Annotated in this window: 20 protein-coding genes; 10 read left to right on the plus strand and 10 right to left on the minus strand. The window is 64.4% G+C overall.

Going from position 1 to position 17,970, the window contains the following annotated elements:
- The first annotated feature begins 12 nt into the window (after positions 1 to 12).
- The 5 genes from FGL95_RS22055 (at position 13) to FGL95_RS22075 (ending at position 2,787) form a co-directional block, all read left to right on the plus strand.
- Positions 13 to 621: a DUF8020 domain-containing protein gene (locus tag FGL95_RS22055; protein ID WP_169590771.1), complete on the plus strand. Its 609-nt coding sequence runs from the start codon at positions 13 to 15 to the stop codon at positions 619 to 621.
- A gap of 47 nt (positions 622 to 668) precedes the next feature.
- Positions 669 to 977 carry a DivIVA domain-containing protein gene (locus tag FGL95_RS22060; RefSeq protein ID WP_169590773.1) on the plus strand — a complete coding sequence of 103 codons (309 nt, stop codon included), beginning with the start codon at positions 669 to 671 and terminating at the stop codon, positions 975 to 977.
- Positions 977 to 1,531, plus strand: a complete 555-nt coding sequence (locus FGL95_RS22065) for a DNA-3-methyladenine glycosylase I (RefSeq protein ID WP_169590774.1) — start codon at positions 977 to 979, stop codon at positions 1,529 to 1,531. The genes FGL95_RS22060 and FGL95_RS22065 overlap by 1 nt, the downstream gene beginning before the upstream one ends.
- 155 nt (positions 1,532 to 1,686) lie before the next feature.
- The gene (locus FGL95_RS22070; RefSeq protein WP_143768304.1) at positions 1,687 to 1,854 is read left to right on the plus strand and encodes a DUF3117 domain-containing protein; all 168 of its coding nucleotides are present in this window, start codon (positions 1,687 to 1,689) and stop codon (positions 1,852 to 1,854) included.
- 75 nt (positions 1,855 to 1,929) lie between these two features.
- Positions 1,930 to 2,787: a putative RNA methyltransferase gene (locus tag FGL95_RS22075; protein ID WP_169590776.1), complete on the plus strand. Its 858-nt coding sequence runs from the start codon at positions 1,930 to 1,932 to the stop codon at positions 2,785 to 2,787.
- Here FGL95_RS22075 and glgA read toward each other — a convergent pair.
- Positions 2,754 to 3,932 carry a glycogen synthase gene (gene glgA, locus FGL95_RS22080; RefSeq protein WP_169590778.1) on the minus strand — a complete coding sequence of 393 codons (1,179 nt, stop codon included), beginning with the start codon at positions 3,930 to 3,932 and terminating at the stop codon, positions 2,754 to 2,756. The two genes, FGL95_RS22075 and glgA, sit on opposite strands and share 34 nt — an antisense overlap.
- A gap of 74 nt (positions 3,933 to 4,006) precedes the next feature.
- Here glgA and glgC point away from each other — a divergent pair, with 74 nt between their 5' ends.
- On the plus strand, positions 4,007 to 5,221 hold the full coding sequence (gene glgC / locus FGL95_RS22085) for a glucose-1-phosphate adenylyltransferase (protein WP_169590780.1): 1,215 nt from the start codon (positions 4,007 to 4,009) through the stop codon (positions 5,219 to 5,221).
- Positions 5,222 to 5,273: 52 nt separating this feature from the next.
- Here glgC and FGL95_RS22090 read toward each other — a convergent pair whose 3' ends face one another.
- The 4 genes from FGL95_RS22090 to FGL95_RS22105 form a co-directional block, all read right to left on the minus strand.
- On the minus strand, positions 5,274 to 6,902 hold the full coding sequence (locus FGL95_RS22090) for an ABC transporter permease (protein WP_169590782.1): 1,629 nt from the start codon (positions 6,900 to 6,902) through the stop codon (positions 5,274 to 5,276).
- Positions 6,899 to 7,816 (minus strand): ABC transporter ATP-binding protein, encoded by a 918-nt coding sequence (locus tag FGL95_RS22095; RefSeq protein WP_169590783.1) that lies wholly within the window; start codon positions 7,814 to 7,816, stop codon positions 6,899 to 6,901. The genes FGL95_RS22090 and FGL95_RS22095 overlap by 4 nt, the downstream gene beginning before the upstream one ends.
- Positions 7,813 to 8,466, minus strand: a complete 654-nt coding sequence (locus FGL95_RS22100; RefSeq protein WP_169590785.1) for a TetR/AcrR family transcriptional regulator — start codon at positions 8,464 to 8,466, stop codon at positions 7,813 to 7,815. The genes FGL95_RS22095 and FGL95_RS22100 overlap by 4 nt, the downstream gene beginning before the upstream one ends.
- Before the next feature lie 105 nt (positions 8,467 to 8,571).
- The gene (locus FGL95_RS22105; protein WP_169590787.1) at positions 8,572 to 9,204 is read right to left on the minus strand and encodes a class I SAM-dependent methyltransferase; all 633 of its coding nucleotides are present in this window, start codon (positions 9,202 to 9,204) and stop codon (positions 8,572 to 8,574) included.
- Positions 9,205 to 9,488: 284 nt separating this feature from the next.
- Between FGL95_RS22105 and sigE the strand changes: the two genes are divergently transcribed.
- From sigE to tatB, 4 genes are read left to right on the plus strand one after another with little or no spacing between them, the layout of a single operon-like run.
- Entirely contained in the window at positions 9,489 to 10,082 is a 594-nt protein-coding gene (gene sigE / locus FGL95_RS22110) for an RNA polymerase sigma factor SigE (protein ID WP_169591177.1), read from the plus strand.
- 44 nt (positions 10,083 to 10,126) lie between these two features.
- A complete protein-coding gene (locus FGL95_RS22115) occupies positions 10,127 to 10,453 on the plus strand; it encodes a zf-HC2 domain-containing protein (RefSeq protein WP_169590788.1) in 327 nt (108 codons plus the stop codon).
- A gap of 55 nt (positions 10,454 to 10,508) precedes the next feature.
- Positions 10,509 to 12,005 (plus strand): S1C family serine protease, encoded by a 1,497-nt coding sequence (locus tag FGL95_RS22120; RefSeq protein ID WP_338079976.1) that lies wholly within the window; start codon positions 10,509 to 10,511, stop codon positions 12,003 to 12,005.
- Positions 12,005 to 12,397 (plus strand): Sec-independent protein translocase protein TatB, encoded by a 393-nt coding sequence (gene tatB / locus FGL95_RS22125; RefSeq protein WP_169590790.1) that lies wholly within the window; start codon positions 12,005 to 12,007, stop codon positions 12,395 to 12,397. Before FGL95_RS22120 ends, tatB begins: the two co-directional genes overlap by 1 nt.
- A 57-nt stretch (positions 12,398 to 12,454) precedes the next feature.
- On the opposite strand, the gene FGL95_RS22130 is transcribed toward tatB, so the two are convergent.
- From FGL95_RS22130 to FGL95_RS22150, 5 genes are all read right to left on the minus strand, one after another.
- The gene (locus FGL95_RS22130) at positions 12,455 to 13,591 is read right to left on the minus strand and encodes an Mrp/NBP35 family ATP-binding protein (RefSeq protein ID WP_169590792.1); all 1,137 of its coding nucleotides are present in this window, start codon (positions 13,589 to 13,591) and stop codon (positions 12,455 to 12,457) included.
- Between the two features lie 35 nt (positions 13,592 to 13,626).
- The gene (locus FGL95_RS22135; RefSeq protein WP_169590793.1) at positions 13,627 to 14,463 is read right to left on the minus strand and encodes a lytic murein transglycosylase; all 837 of its coding nucleotides are present in this window, start codon (positions 14,461 to 14,463) and stop codon (positions 13,627 to 13,629) included.
- Positions 14,464 to 14,590: 127 nt separating this feature from the next.
- Positions 14,591 to 15,937, minus strand: a complete 1,347-nt coding sequence (locus FGL95_RS22140; RefSeq protein ID WP_169590795.1) for a lytic transglycosylase domain-containing protein — start codon at positions 15,935 to 15,937, stop codon at positions 14,591 to 14,593.
- Between the two features lie 63 nt (positions 15,938 to 16,000).
- A complete protein-coding gene (locus FGL95_RS22145) occupies positions 16,001 to 16,615 on the minus strand; it encodes a DUF1003 domain-containing protein (RefSeq protein WP_169591183.1) in 615 nt (204 codons plus the stop codon).
- 7 nt (positions 16,616 to 16,622) lie between these two features.
- A complete protein-coding gene (locus tag FGL95_RS22150) occupies positions 16,623 to 17,900 on the minus strand; it encodes a magnesium transporter MgtE N-terminal domain-containing protein (protein ID WP_169590797.1) in 1,278 nt (425 codons plus the stop codon).
- Positions 17,901 to 17,970: the final 70 nt, after the last annotated feature.

Raw genomic sequence — 17,970 nt, forward strand, 5'->3', positions numbered from 1 at the left:
TAGGAGAGCTCCATGAACCTGATGAAATCGTCGGCGCTGATTACGTCGACGGTGGTCGCGGCAGCATTGTTCGGTGCCGTGACAGCGCAGGCGGATCCGGCTGACCCAACTATCAACTACACGACGACCTGGGTTGGTGAGAGCACGGTCAACACGCACATCGATTCCGGTCAATTCCGGCTGGTCGACTCGCAGGTCCAACTCGTCGATACCGCAGGTACGGTCCGGGAAGTCGTGCCGACGTACTACTCGTTCGAGAACATCACCTATCCGATTGCGGCCAACATCAGCGAGGACGGCCAAAATCTGCAGATGACACCCAAGGACCTGCCGACGATGGTCAGTGAGGTGGTCGCTCGCGATCGGACCGCCGCTTGGGAGACCCTGAAGACCGAGGCAATGTCCTGGTGGAACAGCGGCGGAATGATGGCTGTCGCCGTCGGTGCGACTGTCGGCCAGGTCGTCGGTTGTATCGCAATCCTGCTCAATCCGATCGCCGGCTGCATCCTCGGCACGATTATCGGCGCAGGTATCGGAGCAATCGTAGGCGTGGCGCAAACCGGCCAGCACCTACAGCCGGCGATGATGGACTACTTGAAGACATACCAGCCTGCTCCGTAAGGGCGCGCGGCGGCATCGTTGTCGGTGACTCGTGTAAGGATCGGGTCATGCTCACGATGCTGCTGTACATCCTGATCGTGGCCGTCGTTGCTGCTGTGCTGTTCGTTGCAGCCAGCGCAGTGTTCGGCCGTGAGGAGGAACTGGCGCCGTTGCCACCGGGAACAACGCCGACCGTGTTGCCCGTCGAGGGAGTCACGGCCGCCGACGTGCGCGCGCTGCGTTTTCAACAGACGCTGCGCGGCTACAAGGCGAGTGAGGTCGACTGGGCGTTGGATCGGTTGGCAGAGGAGATCGAGTACTTGCGGGCGCAGCTACAGGAGCTGCAGGCCGAGCCCGCGGTCGATCTACAGAAGTGATGACGATCGACGATGGGCGCGTTCGCTGCCCGTGGGCGGTCGGTTCCGAGCTCTATCGGGACTATCACGATCTCGAGTGGGGCCGTCCGCTGCACGGTCGCGACGAGCTGTTCGAAAGGTTGTGCCTGGAGGCATTCCAATCGGGCCTGTCGTGGATCACGATCCTGCGTAAGCGGCCGGCGTTTCGAGCGGCGTTTGCAGACTTCAAGGTCGCTGCTGTCGCCGAGTTCACCGACGAAGACGTGACGCGGCTGCTCGCAGATCCGGGCATCGTCCGCAACCGATTGAAAGTGGCGGCGTGCATTACAAATGCACGCGTCATCGCAGAGCAAGATCTCGATCTCGATGCCTTGTTGTGGTCGTTTGCACCGCCGCCGCGTCCTCGTCCGCGCGGTGTCGGAGACGTCCCGGCAGTAACGCCGGAATCGACTGCAATGGCTCGCGAACTGAAGCGAAACGGGATCAAGTTCGTCGGTCCCACGACGGCCTACGCACTGATGCAAGCGACCGGAATGGTCGACGATCACCTGGCCACTTGCTGGGTGAACGTGTAGGAGTGAAGAGCCGCCATTTCGGTGTTTTGGGAACTCAGGTACCCGCCGATATGTGCGATAGGGAACAATGGAATTTCGAAGCTCGCCAAAGGCAGGCGAGTTGAGACGACACCATAGGGCGCGCGCACTGACGGCGCGGATCTGGAGGGAGCAGGATGGCGGCCATGAAGCCCCGCACTGGGGACGGTCCCCTCGAGGCAACCAAGGAGGGACGAGGAATCGTCATGCGGGTACCACTCGAAGGTGGTGGACGCCTCGTCGTCGAACTCACGCCCGAGGAAGCAGCAGCACTTGGTGATGAGCTCAAGGGTGTCACCGGCTAGAGACCGTTTCGGTCGCCGGCCCCGAATGCCGCACGGCACGCGGGGCCTTCTTTTGTGCCTGTTCGGTTCAGCCTGATGTTGGCCGAGGTTGCCGAACTCCTCGCTTGTCCTGTCTGCCGGTCCGATCTGGAACTCGAGCAGTCAGTTCTTCTCTGTTCCCGCGGGCACTCCTTCGATGTCGCCCGCCAGGGGTACGTCAGCCTTGTGACGGGCGCCGCCACCAAGTTCACCGGCGATACCGCGGACATGGTGGCGGCTCGCGCTGAGTTCCTCGATGCGGGCCATTTCGATGACATCGCGCGAACGGTCGCCGACATCGTGGGCGAACCGATCGGCGACCGCGCGCCACGAATCGTGGAGATCGGCGCGGGGACTGGCTACTACTTGGCGCGAGCAGTGGATCGCTCCGACGACGCGCTCGGGCTCGGCATCGACATCTCCAAGGCGGCGGCCCGTCGTGCGGCGAGGGCGCATCCGCGTGTCGCCGCGGTGGTCGCCGACGCCTGGCAGGCATTGCCGATTCTCGACGGAGCAGTGACGCACGCACTGTCGATCTTCTCGCCGCGCAACCCCGACGAGGTCTCGCGAGTGCTGTGCTCGGATGGCCTCTACATCGTTGCGACGCCAACCAGCAGGCATCTGTGCGAGCTCGTTGCGCCGATCGGGATGGTTCGCGTCGACGAGGAAAAGACGCGCAGGCTGGGCGAATCGATGTCGGCGGGATTCGAGCGAATCGACCGGGTGCCCGTCGAGTACGCCGTCGAGCTCGACCATGCTGCCGTCGGCGCCGTCGTGGGGATGGGTCCGTCGGCGCATCACCTGTCACCGCAGGTCCGCGCAGAGGCAATCGCGGCCCTGCCGGCAGTCGTCAGCGTGACGGTATCGGTGGTGGTGTCGGCTTACCGGCCGCGCTTGGCGATCACGTCGGCGTAGACGCTCAACGTCTGCCGTGCGATCTGTGGCCACGAGAATTCGGCGATCGCGCGCAAGCGCCCTGCTTTGCCCATCGCGGCAGCCATTGCCGGATCGCTTGCCACCTCGTTGACGGCTTCGGCGAGGTGTTCTTCGAACGCACGTGGCTCGTAGGAGTTGTAGTGCACGAGCTTTCCTGTTTTCCCGTCGGCGACGACCTCGGGGATGCCGCCGACGTCGGACGCGACGACCGCGGTCTCGCAAGCCATGGCCTCCAGGTTGACGATCCCAAGCGGCTCGTAGACGGAGGGACTCACAAATACTGTTGCCGCGGAGAGTATTTCGCGAATACCGGCCGTCGGCAGCATCTCGCGCACCCAGTGCACGTTGCTGCGCTGGGTACTCAGCTCCGCGACGGCAGCAGCAACTTCCGCCTCGATCGCTGGGGTGTCCGGCGCGCCTGCACACAGAACGAGAGCGAAGTCGGGGTGGAACTGCTTGGCCGCGGCGAGCAGGTGGGCAACGCCCTTCTGCCTGGTGATGCGACCGACGAAGGCAACCATCGGCTGTGCTGGGTCGACGCCGAGCCTCGCAAGGACCGAGTCCGCCGGGGTCGACGCTGGTCCGGGATGCCAGACGCCGGTATCGATTCCGTTGTGCACCACATGGACTCGGTCATGGTCGACGGCCGGGTACGCGTCGAGGACGTCGCGCCGCATGCCTTCGCTGACGGCGATGACCGCGTCCGCATTCTCGACCGCGTTGCGTTCGGACCACGACGAGATGCGGTAACCGCCGCCGAGTTGCTCGGCTTTCCACGGTCGGCGCGGCTCGAGCGAGTGCGCTGTCAGGACGTGGGGTATGTCGTAGAACGCGCTCGCGAGGTGCCCGGCGAACCCCGCGTACCAGGTGTGGGAGTGGGCGACGTCGACGTCGCTCGCGGCATGTGCCATCCGCAGCTCGGCCGACATGATGCGTAGTGCCGAGTTGGCGTCGGCAAGCGCGGGGTCAGGATCGTGCACGGAGGCGCCTTCGCGCGGCGCACCCATGCAGTGGACGTCGACGTCGCACAGGCTGCGTAGGTGCGAAACCAGTTCGGTGACATGGACGCCCGCACCGCCGTAGACCTCTGGCGGGTACTCCCGCGTCATCATCGCTACCCGCACTCGCTAAACGTAACGGACGCTCCATGGGGCGTCGCGGTGGCGGCGCAACCATGGGCCGGGATAGGTTTGCACATGTGAGGAGCCAGCCGCACGTGCTCGGGATCGTCCTTGCCGGTGGTGTCGGCAAGCGCCTGTACCCGTTGACCGCGGACCGTGCGAAGCCAGCAGTCCCGTTCGGTGGCGCGTACCGGTTGATCGACTTCGTCTTGAGCAACCTGGTCAATGCTGGTTACCTGCGGATCTGTGTGCTGACGCAGTACAAGTCGCATTCGCTGGACCGCCATATTTCGCAGACGTGGCGGCTGTCCGGCTTCGCGGGGGAGTACATCACTCCGGTTCCCGCGCAGCAGCGGCTCGGACCGCGTTGGTACACGGGCAGCGCCGACGCGATCCTGCAGTCGATGAATCTGATCTATGACGAAGACCCCGAGTACATCGTCGTCTTCGGTGCCGACCACGTATATCGCATGGACCCCGAGCAGATGGTGCAGCACCATATCGACACCGGCGCGGGTGTGACAGTCGCCGGTATCCGGGTGCCGCGCAGCGAGGCAAAGGCGTTCGGCTGCATCGATTCCGATGAATCGGGTCGGATCACGCAGTTCCTCGAGAAGCCGGCGCATCCGCCGGGCACACCGGACGATCCGAACGTGACGTTCGCGTCCATGGGGAACTACGTGTTCACCACCAAGGTCCTCGTCGACGCGATTCGCGCCGATTCGGAGAACTCAGATTCCGACCACGACATGGGCGGCGACATCATTCCGGCCCTGGTCGAGACCGGTCAGGCCTCGGTGTACGACTTCAAGGACAACGTCGTCCCCGGTGCTACCGACCGCGACCGCGGCTATTGGCGCGATGTCGGAACGATCGACGCGTTCTACGACGCGCACATGGACCTCGTGTCGGTCCATCCCGTCTTCAATCTGTACAACCGGCGCTGGCCGATTCGCGGTGCCGCCGAGAACCTCGCGCCTGCCAAGTTCGTCAAGGGTGGACTCGCGCAGGAATCGGTGGTCGGGGCGGGTTGCATCCTTTCGGCTGCGACGGTGCGGAATTCGGTCCTGTCCAGCAACGTGATGGTCGACGACGGCGCGACCGTCGAGGGCAGCGTGGTCATGCCCGGCTGCCGGATCGGCAAGGGTGCTGTGGTCCGCCACGCGATCCTCGACAAGAACGTGGTGGTCGGCGAAGGCGAGGTCATCGGCGTCGACCTCGAGCGTGACCGGCACCGTTTCGCCGTCAGCAACGGTGGCGTTGTCACGGTCGGTAAGGGCGTCTGGATCTAACCCCGTGCGCGAGTCTCACCCCCGGAGGGGTGAAATTCGCGCACAGTGTGGATCAGCGCAGATCCCGCTGTCGGAAGCCCACAAGTCCGGCGGCGATGAGCGCGGCGTCGAGGACAAGCAGCCAGGCGACGGGTACCACATCGAAGTTCCCGCCCGGCAGTTTCGGCAGGTGACCGAACGGTTCCAGGTCGAGGATCAGCTGGGGGAAGCTGGCGACCGAGCCGACGACGAGAAGGACGACGAACGCCACGAGGACCGCCCACGCGATCGGCGTGTACCGCGGGAGTAGACCGAACAGTGCGACCGTCACCGCGGCAAGCAGCCACACCGCTGGCAGCTGGACCAGTGCTGCGCCCAGCACCGCAGGGAGTTGACCGCCCACGTCGCCGACCGCGCTGCCGTAGGCGAATCCTGCTGCCAAACCGGCTATTGCGATCGCCACCGCCGGACCGAGTACCGCGAAGACGAGGTGGCTTGTCGCCCATTGCACCCGCCCGACCGCGCCCGACAGCACGGACTCGCCCCGCTGCGCGCCTTCTTCCGAATAGAGGCGCAGAGCTGCCGAGATCGCGAAAGCCGCTGCAGCGTAACCGAGCATCGTGAAGCCGAAACCGATAAAGGAGAGCTCGAGCGAATGCGGTCCGCCTGCTCGCTCGATGATGTCGACGACGGCTTGGCTGTCACCGATCTGGCCGCCGATTCCTTCGGCGACGCTGCCCATCAGCAGGCCGTAGAGGGTCAGCCCAGCGGTCCAGGCGATGAGGGTCCCGCGGTGCATCCGCCAAGCGAGGCCGAGAGCGCCACTCAGCGAGGCCGATGCGGTCGGCGCGCCGGGTCGTTCGGCGATCAGACCCGCTCCGACGTCGCGACGACTGAGCAGGGCGTACGCCGCCACCACGAGGACCACGCTGGTCACCAGCGGCAGGATGAAGACCCACCACCGTTCGTCCGCGTACGGGCGAACCAGCAACGACCAGCCCTGCGGTGAAAGCCACGACAGCTGACCAGATCCCGCGTCGCCGACCGCTCGCAAGGCATAGGTCGTGCCGAGGACGGCAAGTGCGATGCCACGTGCAGTGCGTGCGCCGGGACTCAATTGTGCTGCGACGCCCGCGACGCCTGCGAACACGATGCCCGATGCGGCCAACGCACCACCGAAGGCGATCGAACCCGCAACAGGTAGACCGCCCGACAACAGGCAGATCGTCGCCACGCCACCAGTTGCCAGGCTGGCGCCGATCGTCAGCAGCAGCGCAGCCGTGAGACCGGAATGCCTTCCGATGGCTCCAGATTCGACGAGTTCGGCGCGGCCGGATTCCTCCTCGGCGCGGGTGTGCCTGATGACCGTCAGAATCACCGCCAGCGCGATGATCGTGTACAGCGCACCGGCCTTCCAGATCGTCACCGAGCCGAGGCTGGAGCTGAAAATCGGTCCGTACATGGCGATCTGGGCGGGACTGGCCGCAGTGGACACCGCGAACTGGACGCGGTCGGCCTCGCTCGGGTAGACGGCCTCGATGCTGCCGACGTAGGTGATCGGGAGCAGGAAGCCGATCACCAGGGTCCACAGCGGCAGCACGATGCGGTCGCGGCGTAGGAACAACCGCAGTTGGTAAAGGGTGCCAGTGAAATTCGTCGACGACGGGACGGCAACCGGTCGGGTTGCGGTCGCGGTGCTCATACCGTCACCTTCTCGTCGCGCTGCGCCGAATCGTCGGATTCGTAGTGCCGCAGGAACAGTTCTTCCAGCGTCGGCGGCTGGCTGACCAAGGTCCGTACGCCTGCGTCGCCCAGTACGCGAATCAACTCGCCTAGGTGCTCGCTGTCGACCTGGCAATGCAGCGTCGTGCCCTCGATCTTGATGTCTTCGACACCGGCGATGCGGCTCAAATCACCTGGGTCGCCGAGCAATTCGGCCGTGATCGAGGTCCGGCTGAGATGTCGCATCGATTCGAGCGTGCCGCTTTCGACGGTCTTGCCTGCGCGGATGATGGTCACACGCTCACAGAGCGCCTCGACCTCGGACAGGATGTGGCTGGACAGCAGCACGGTCGCGCCGCGGTCGCGCGCCTCGGCGACGCATTCGCGAAAGATCTGTTCCATCAACGGATCCAGGCCGGACGTAGGTTCGTCGAGCAGGATCAGTCGGGCGTTCGAGGAGAACGCGGACACCAGAGCGACCTTCTGCCGGTTGCCCTTCGAGTAGGTCCGTGCCTTCTTGCGTGGATCGAGATCGAAGCGCTCGAGCAGTTCGGCGCGGCGGTCGTTGTCGATTCCGCCGCGCATTCGGGCGAGCAAGTCGATCGTCTCGCCGCCGGACAGGTTCGGCCACAGCGTCACATCGCCTGGCACATAGGCGATGTCGCGGTGCAGTGCGACTGCGTCGGTCCACGGGTCGCGTCCGAACAAGGTCGCGGTCCCCGACGAGGCGCGCAGAATTCCCAGTAGCACGCGAATGGTCGTCGACTTTCCGGCACCGTTCGGCCCGAGGAAGCCGTGTATTTCGCCTTCGGCCACTTCGAGATCGAGACCGTCCAGCGCGTTCACATGACCGAACTGTTTGCGCAGGTCGGCAACTTCGATGATGGTAGTCATGCGTCTTCCTGGTTCTCGTTGGATCGCTGGTCGACGAGTGCCTCGAACAGCGTTGAATCGGTCAACATTCCGTAGGTGTAGAGCTCCAACGCCGGGAAAGTCGTTGCGTCCGAGTACTCCCGCAACGCGTGCGTGTAATCGATCGCGCCTTCTTTGTCGGACTTCAACTGGAAGAACAGCAACATCCCGCCCAGCCCCTGCAGCGCGGCGTATCGGGCCCGCGCGGCGGGGTCACGGCTGGGGCGCAACGTCCCTGCTGCGACACCTTCTTCGAGGTAGAGCGCGGCGTTGTCCGTGAGGTGCTCGAACAACGATAGCGCCAACGCCCCACCGGCTTGGAAGCTGCGAATGATGTAGGCGACCATGGGCGCGTAGTGGTCGATCTCGGCGAGCTGCGCGATCATTCCCGCCGCGCTGGGCGAGGTCAAGAACTTCGCTTTGTCGGTCCGGATGACGTCGAGCACGTATGCGTCGCAGACCTCGCGGAGCCCGTCTTTCGACCCGAAGTGGTGGTTGACGAGGCCCGGCGACACTCCCGCCGCAGTCGCGACTGCGCGAACACCGGTCCCGAATCCTTGCTCGCCGAACACCACGATCGCCGCATCGCGAATGCGGGCCCTGGTCGTGAGGTCGGCGGTGCCTGAACGCATGTTCAGTAGTTTAAACACTCGTTCAATCGCCACGCAAGACCATGTCGTGAGTCTTTTAGGAGTCCCTGGACTCCTAAAAGACTCACATGGTCTGAGCAGGACTTTTTAGCCGCGCGAGGCGCAGAGCAACCCGTCGCCGACGGGGATGATGACCTTGGTGAGGCGGTTGTCTTCGGCAATGGCGCGCGCGGCGGTGCGGACCGCGAGGGTGGTGGCGTCGCGTTGCGTCGAGTCGGCGACCCGACCGCCGAGCAGTGCGTTGTGCAGCACGATCAGGCCGCCGGGTCGAAGAAGGCGAACTCCGTGCTCGACGTACTGGGGATGGTCGACGGGCGTCGTGTCGATGAAAACCATGTCGTAGGCGGCGTCGGCGAGGCGGGGGAGGACGTCCAGTGCGCGACCGTTGATGAGCCGAGTCCGTGGGGTCGGAATACCGCCTGCGCGGAAGGCGTCTTTCGCTGCGCGCTGATGCTCGGGTTCGGAGTCGATCGTGGTCAGGGTGCCGTCTTCGCGCATGCCGTCGAGCAGCCACAAGCCACTGATGCCTGCGCCGGTGCCGACCTCGACGACCGTCTTCGCGTCGAGCAATTGGGCGAACATGCTCAGGATTGCGCCGACCGATGGCGGAATCGGTGCAGCACCAAGGTCATCGGCTCGTTCGCGTGCAGCGACCAGTACCTCGTCCTCCACAACAGATTCTTCGACGTAGGTAAGGGTTCGCTGCGCATTCGTCTCCACGATTCGAGGTTATCGCCGTAATAGCTTCGGGTCGTCTAGGCGCGACCGACAACATTTCTCAGGGTTCCCTCAGGCTCCTCATACGCCGGGCATATCGCGGTGCGACAGTGTGGTCTCCACGGAAGAAGAACCATCCGATCACGGGGGAACAAAGCGCCCAACCGGCGAGTTGAAGTTCTTAGAAGTTAGTACGTGGTCCTGCCTAGGAGGTTTCAGCCATCCACACGGTCAATGTGGCACGCGACTATTCCACTCTTCGAGGTGAGCACGGCTCACCCGAGTCGTTGCTGTCCGGAGATCAAGAGGCCGAACTCACTGGAACCGCCGCTTTCGACGCCACCGGTGAGGAAACGGCTATGCCGTCCTGGGACGAGCTGGTTCGCGAACATGCCGACCGGGTTTATCGGCTGGCCTACCGACTTTCCGGCGATGCGCAAGATGCCGAGGATCTGACGCAGGACACGTTTATTCGAGTGTTCCGGTCGTTGTCGAATTATCAGCCAGGCACATTCGAGGGCTGGCTGCATCGCATCACCACGAACTTGTTCCTCGATATGGTGCGGCGCCGTAACCGGATTCGCATGGAAGCGCTGCCCGACGATTACGACCGGGTTCCCGCAGAAGGTCCCGGACCCGAGCAGGCGTACTACGACGCGCGCCTGGATCCGGACCTGCAATCCGCTTTGGACTCACTTGCACCCGAATTTCGCGCCGCGGTTGTGCTCTGTGACATCGAAGGCCTGTCCTACGAAGAGATCGGTGCCACACTGGGAGTGAAGCTCGGTACTGTGCGCAGCCGGATCCATCGCGGACGGCAGGCATTGCGTGAGTACCTGGCCCACCAGGCAGACAACAAGGTCGACAGCGCACTTCTGTGACACCGCTGCCCCGCGTCTGCTCGGAGACGACCAGGAGGGATTCGATGGCGCACGACCCGGGATCGGCACCGGCCCGACGCTTCGGGTCGACGGAGCATTTGGCGAGCGAGGCGATCGCCGCCTACGTCGACGGCGAACTCCGCATGAATGCATATCTGCGTGCCGCGCAGCATCTGGGCATGTGCCCCGAGTGCGCCGCAGAGGTCGAGGCGCAGCAGCAAGCTCGAAAGGCGCTGCGCGAGTCCGGTGAGATCGCGATTCCGAAATCCTTGATGGGCGCACTCGGTCGGATCCCGACCGGTGAGTTCCCGTTCTGTGGAAGCGACTTGCCCGACGAAAGTAGGCGCTGGACGCTCCGAAGGCGCAAATGAGTGGCCAGCGAACACGCGAGCGAAGCGCGCAATCCAACACAGTAGAGTTTCTGGCGTGACCTCGGAATCGACCAAGCCACAAGACGCGGATGCTGGGAACCTTCGGCCATCCGATGCGCCGGTGCTCGGGCCGCGGCCGGTGTTCCGCCCCCACGTAGACCATTCCTTCACGCGTGCGTTCGGCCGCCCGAGCGGTGTGACGGGTTCGTTCACTCCGACGGCAAGCCGGGGTACGCCCTCGCCTGACCTACAGGTTCGTCCGCCCGACCCGATTCTCGCCGAGGCGTTCGGTCGCCAGGAGGGCGATACCGAGTCGCTGCAGCGCGACCCGAACGCGAGCACCGGACCGGACGAGACGCCTGAGCCACCGGATCCGTGGCGCGACCCGAATGCCGGCGCCCAGCTCGGACCGCCCGCCCTGGAGAAGCCGGTCGAGCACGTCTCGCCGCCCGCACCCAAGCTCACCGCTCGCGAAGTGCTGTTCGGCTCCCGGGTGAAGCCGAAGGCGCTGGCGATTCTCGCCGCCGTCGCGCTGGTCATCGGCCTGTTGGGCGGTTTGCTCGGCCGATTGACCGCTGAGGTCGGTGGAGATCTGACGAGCCGGAAAGTCGCACTGCAGCAGGTGGATGCGAGCGGCGACGAGCCGCATACTCAGGTCGCGAAGGTCGCCGAAGCAGTTCTGCCCGCGGTCGTGTCGATCCAGGTCACGCTCGGCGACAACGCCGCAGGCGGATCCGGTGTCGTCATCGATGGCGCCGGCTACATCGTGACCAACAACCACGTCATCTCGATGGCTGCGACCGACAAGACCGGTGAAGCCAAGATTCAGGTGTTGTTCTCCGACGGCACCAAGGCGCCGGGGAAGATTGTCGGCCGCGACACCAAGACCGACCTCGCCGTGCTGAAGGTCGACGTCGCGAACCTGAAGGTTGCGCAGCTCGGCAAATCGGCAGACGTCGAGGTCGGTGAAGAAGTCATCGCGATGGGCTCGCCGCTCGGCCTGAACAAGACGGTCACGTCCGGCATCGTCAGCGCGCTGCACCGCCCCGTGCGGCTCAGCGGCGAGGGCACCGACACGGATGCAGTCATCGACGCCGTGCAGACCGATGCAGCGATCAACCCCGGTAACTCCGGCGGTCCGCTGCTGGACGACGAAGGTCGCGTCATCGGAATCAATTCGGCGATTCGCAGTCAGAGCGGTGGGTCCGTCGGTCTCGGCTTCGCGATCCCGATCGACACCGTCAGCAAGGTCGCACAGGCACTCATTCGCGACGGCGTCATGAAGCATCCCGATTTCGGGGTCAACGCCAGCACAGTCGTCAACGACATGACGAGCGGCGCCAAGGTCGAGAACGTGAAGGCCAACAGCCCAGCGCAGCGAGCCGGAATCGTCGAAGGCGACATCATCACCAAGGTCGGCGACCGCGAGGTCACCAATGCTGACGAACTCGTCGTCGCGTACCAGTCGCAACCCATCGATGCCACGGTCAACGTGCAACTCGTACGCGAAGGGCGCTTCGTCGATGTTCCGATCACGTTGACGTCCGACTGATGTTCAACATCGGCTGGTCGGAAATGGTGGTGCTACTGGTCGTGGCACTGGTCGTGCTCGGGCCGGAACGGCTCCCCGGTGCGGTGATGTGGGTGACGAAGACGATGCGCCAGGTCCGCGACTATGCCAGTGGCGCGACCCAGCAGCTCAAGGACGAACTCGGTCCGGAGTTCGACGACCTTCGTCAGCCGTTGTCGGAGATCAATAAGCTACGCGGGATGACCCCTCGTTCGGTCATCACCAAACACCTGCTCGATGGCGACGACTCGATCTTCACCGGCAATTTCGACCGGCCCTCGCTGGAGAAGCCCAAATCGGCCGAGATGCCCCCGACCAGCGGAAAACCGTTGAACCACAACGAGCGCCCGCCGATCGATCCTGACGCCACCTGAACAACCCCTCGTGAGTCTTTTAGGAGTCCCTGGACTCCTAAAAGACTCACGAGCAGGTCAGAGGTGGCGGGTGGTGTCGATGCTGAGCGACATGCCGGCCAGGCCGCGTTGCCGGACCGACAACTTGTCGGCCACAGCGATCAAGGCTTTGCCAGCGGCTGATTCGGGGTCTCGAAGCACGATCGGAACGCCCTCGTCGCCTGCGACGCGAACGGCTTGCTCCAGCGGGATCTGACCGAGCAGCGGGACCTTCGCGCCCACGGCCTTGGTGAGGCGATCTGCCACCACTTGGCCGCCGCCGCTGCCGAACACGTCCATGCGAGAGCCGTCGGGCATTTCCATCCACGACATGTTCTCGACGACGCCGACGACGCGCTGGCGGGTCTGTAGCGCGATGGCGCCTGCCCGCTCCGCAACCTCGGCGGCGGCGGGCTGCGGCGTCGTCACGACGAGGATCTCCGCACTCGGAATGAGCTGAGCGATCGAGATAGCGATATCGCCGGTGCCGGGCGGTAGATCGAGAAGCAGGATGTCGAGATCGCCCCAGAACACGTCCGCAAGGAACTGCTGCAGCGCGCGGTGCAACATCGGTCCGCGCCACACCACGGGAGTGTTGCCCTTGGTGAACTGCGCAATGGAGATCATCTTCACGTCGTGCGCGACCGGCGGCATGATCATGCGCTCGACCTGCGTCGGCCGCGCATCGGTGCCGAGCATCCGGGGGATCGAGTGACCGTAGATGTCTGCGTCCAGAACGCCGACAGACAATCCCTTCTTGGCCATGGCCGCCGCGAGATTGACTGTGATGCTGGATTTTCCGACGCCGCCCTTACCGGAGGCGACCGCGTAGACCCGAGTAAGTGAGCCTGGCTGCGCGAACGGAATCACCGGTTCAGCAGAGTCGCCACGCAGCGACCGGCGCAGCTCGGTGCGCTGTTCATCGCTCATGACGTCGAGGTCGACGCGGATTCTGCCGACGCCGGGGACGTCGGCGACGGCTTTGCTCACCCGGTCGGTGATCTCGGTACGCATCGGGCACGCGGACGTCGTGAGGTAAACGACGATGTCGACACTCGAGTCGGAGCCGATATCGACGCTCTTCACCATCCCGAGCTCGGTGATCGGTTTACGGATCTCGGGGTCGTCCACCCTGGCGAGGGCAGCACGAACGGCATCTTCGGTGACGACTGGCATTACTCGATCCTACTGAGCGGCCCTGGACGGACCCATCAGTGGATCTGCGGAAGGGCCGCAGCGGCAGGCACGATACCGGTTGCGTAGCCGACGGACCAGGCCATCACGTTCGCCACGTAAGCCATCGAATTGTTGTAGCGCAGAATCGCTTTGGTCTGCTGAGCGATGTCGCGCATGTTCAATCCGCCGTCGCACAGGTAGCGACCGGTCGTCAACGCGGCGTCGAACAGGTTCTGCGGATCGGCGACGCCGTCGCCGTTGCCGTCGACCCCGTACTTCTTCCAGGTTTCGGGCAGGAACTGCATGGGCCCGACCGCGCGGTCGTAGGTGGCGTTGCCGTCGAGCGCACCGTTGTCGGTGTCGTGGATGACGTTGTTGCCGTAGAGGCTGCCGTCGAGGATCGGTCCGTAGATCGGGCTCAGCAGATTGCCGTGTTCGTCGGCCTTACCGTCGTTGGCGTGCGTGGACTCGACGCGGCCAATGCCTGCGATGAGGGTCCACGACATCCCGCAAGCCGGATTCTGTGCCGCGAGGGTGGCCTCAGCGGCCTTGTAGGCGGCGACGTTGATGTTCGGGACACCGAGCGGTGACGCCTTGACGCTGGTCGGCAGCGACGGCTCGGCCGGCGGTGGCGGGGCAGGCGTGGCGACCGGCTCGTTCACCACCTTGGCGGCTGTCGTGGCGGGCGTGACTCGGTCGAATGCGGCCGAATGGCCGAGCGCGACGGGCGATACGACGTCACCGGCAATCTGCGCCGCAGGCGCCTGCGTGACGAGAGCTTCGGTGACGAGTCCAGCTGGAACGAGCCCGGTCAAGGCGATCAAAGAATTTCGCCGAATGGTCGAACTCGACTTCTTGCTGTGGCGACCCACTAGCTGATACCTCCGTTGGCCTCTATCGAGGCGCTCCGATTTCAGGTCGGAGCCGAGGGTACCCTATTTGAGATTTTTTCGTTATCTCGCCGTGACATTGCTCACGGCTGTGGCCAACTGCCGAAACTTAGGGTAGCGGCATTGCGAGCGGGAAGGTCGGAAGGGGTGGCAACTCGAACGGCAACTGCAGCGGCGGAAGCTGAAAGAGCGGTTCGGGTGCCGGCACCGGGGCCGACGCCGGACCAGGCGCCACGGGTGGCTGCGTCGGAGCCGCAGGAGCGGCCGGTGCGGCTTCCTGTGTAGGCGCGGGGCGCATGAACGGGTCGGGTGAGTTCGGCGTCGCGGGAGCCTGCGCGTTCGGCGCTGCCGGAGGCGCCTCGACCAACTGTTGGCCTGGGGCACCTGGTGCAGCAGGCGTGGTCGGTGTGGTCGGCTGCACGACTGCCGGCGGTGGCGGCGCAGGGCAGAGGATGCCGCACGGGAATTCGCCGATGCCGGGGATCGTGATCATCGGCGGCGACGTGGTGGTCGTGGTCGATGGGCTCGTGGTGTCCGTGGTTGTTGTCGTCGTCGTGGCCGCGGCCGACTCCGCGACGAGGGCCGACACGTCGATCGGCGACGTTCCCGGTGGAACGAGATCCGCCGAGATCGACACCGGCGACGGAATTGCGCCAGTGCGGTACGCCGCCGACCAGCTCAGAACGTTGGCGGCATAGGCCATCGAGTTGTTGTAGCGCAGCACCGACTGCAGTTCCTGTGCTGGTTCGCGGAGATTCAGTCCGCCCGAGCAGAGGTATTTGCCGGCCGAGAGGGCAGCGTCGAAGATGTTGTTCGGATCTGCAACACCGTCGCCGTTGGCGTCGGACGCGTAGTTTTTCCAGGTGCTCGGGATGAATTGCATTGGGCCGATTGCGCGGTCGTGCAGATTGTCGCCGTCGAGCGCACCGCCGTCGGTGTCGGTGATGACGTTGTTGCCGGCCAGGGTGCCGTCGAGGGTTGGGCCGAGAACGCGAGTGGTCGTTGTGCCTACGGCGTCGGTCTTACCGCCGCCGGCGTGGCCCGATTCGATGCGACCGATCGCAGCGAGCAGGTTCCAGCTCACACCGCAGTTGGGTTCGGATGCGGCCAGCGCCAACTCTGCGTTGCGGTAGGCGGCCAACGCGATCTCCGGAATACCGAGGGCTCCGATCGCACTCGGAATCGAGACGTCCCGCAATGGCATCGCGCCCGCGAACGACGCCGGAAGCGTCGGCGAGACTTGGTGGAGCTTGCGCGCAGGCCGAGGCGACGACGGGACCAATCCGACGGTGTTCGCGAGTTTTACGGCGCTGATTTGCTCGTGCGCGGCTGCAGACAGCAACGGGGCAGGGGTCCGCGGATCTGGGCCACCGACATATGTGCTCGCCGACGAACCGGCCGAAACCAGCCCGGCTAGAACAAGCGCGGAAACTGTTATCGGGGCCTTCAAACGCATTCGACACACCACCAGCGGAATCGTGTCAGCGGTCGATAACCGCTCTGGACAACGTTGTCCAGATTACATACCGGGGTTGGGGAGGTCTTCCGAATGAGTGAATTCGCTCGGTGCTTTCGCACGCCGCGATTTGCCGGAACCGGACCCTTTTCCAGAACTAGCGGAATTCTTGCCTGTACCTGGGGAATTGGGCGTTCGTTCGATCATCAGATCGCGTAACTCATCCAGTTCTCGACGCAAATAGTCACGGGTCGTTACCTCACCGATAGCAATTCGTAATGAAGCGAGTTCGCGAGCGAGGAACTCGGTATCTGCTTTCGTCTGCGCAGCGCGAACTCGATCCTCTTCCAACGACACCCGGTCGCGGTTTTCTTGCCGGTTCTGGGCCAGCAAGATCAGCGGTGCGGCGTATGCCGCCTGAGTGGAAAATGCGAGATTCAGCAAAATGAACGGATACGGATCCCACCGGAACCGGACCGCGAACACATTCAGCAGGACCCAGACGATAACGAAGACCGTCTGAATTGCGAGGTAGCGGCCCGTTCCGAGAAATCGGGCGAACGTTTCGCCCGTACGGCCGACGGCCTCGACATCGAAGGTGAACTTGAACCCGCGCGAGCCGACGGGGGTCTCTAGCCGCTGGCGCGCCGCGCTTGCCGCCGCCTTTTCACTGGAAATCCGCTTCTCACTCACCGATGGACCCCTCGTGCTCACGCCAGTCTTCCGGCAGCAGGTGATCAAGAACGTCGTCGACCGTAACCGCGCCGAGGAGGTGGCGTTGATCGTCGACCACCGGTCCGCATACGAGGTTGTAGGTCGCGAAATATCGGGTCACCGTTGTCAGCGGGTCGTGCGGTCGCAATTGCGGTAGATCCTTGTCGAGGATCCCACCGACCAAGCTGGCCGGCGGCTCACGTAACAGCTGCTGCAAGTGGACGCAGCCCAGGTAGCGACCGGTCGGTGTGGCAGTCGGCGGGCGCACGACGAACACGAGACTCGCAATGGCGGGCGTGAGGTCAGCGTTGCGGACCCGCGCCAGCGCCTCGGCGACCGTGGTTGCGGGGTTGAGGATCACCGGCTCGGGCGTCATCAAACCGCCCGCAGTGTCGGGGGAGTGAGCGAGCAGTCGACGAACGGGCTCCGATTCCTCGGGATCCATCAATCGCAACAGCGATTCCGCCTCCGCGTCGGGCAGCTCGCCCAACAGGTCTGCGGCGTCGTCGGGATCCATTGCCTCCAGCACGTCCGCTGCGCGCTCGGATTCGAGTTGGCCGAGCAATTCGACCTGATCGTCGTCGGGTAGCTCTTGCACCACGTCGGCCAGTCGCTCGTCGTCGAGCGCGATCGCGACCTCGAGGCGCCGCTTCTCCGGCAGTTCGCGCATCGCGTTCGCGACGTCGGCAGGGCGAAGCCCCTCGAATTGCATCAGCAACGCCGAGACACCCTGGCCGGGCAATGCGAGGTCGCTCGGCGTGAGGCCCTCCACCTGCTGCCAATCGACCACTTCGAGCCTGCCTCGACGCCCGAGCCTGCCGCGATGTGGACGCACAGCGACGCGAGACACCACCCAGTCCCGAGTACGGGTCAACTCCATTCCGAGATCGACGACGATTACTTCTTGGCTGCCAAGCTCCGGGTCGTCCGGATCGTTCACGCGGACCTTCGAGTCGAGGACCTGTGCGAGCACGAGCACTTCGCCTGTTCGCTGGGCGAAGCGCCGAAGGCTGACGTTTCCGGTCATGAGCGTCACGCTGCTGGGTTCGACAGCGGTGACGCGGAGCATCGGTACGAAGATTCTTCTGTGCGTGAGCAATTCGACGACAAGGCCGATCACGCGTGGCTGTTGGCGGCCGAGCCGGATGGTGATCACCACATCTCGGACCCGGCCTACTGATTCGCCGTCCGGCCCGAGCACAACCAAGCCCGCGAGCCTCGCGGCGAAGACCTTACTTACCGCTGCCATACGCCCCAGGCTAGGCCGTGTCTCTCATTCTTCGAGACCCGGCCTGAGTGTTGGATGGTCGCTCCGCAAG

Origin of the sequence: Antrihabitans stalactiti (assembly GCF_012932915.1) — a bacterium.
Classification (GTDB): Bacteria; Actinomycetota; Actinomycetes; order Mycobacteriales; family Mycobacteriaceae; genus Antrihabitans; species Antrihabitans stalactiti.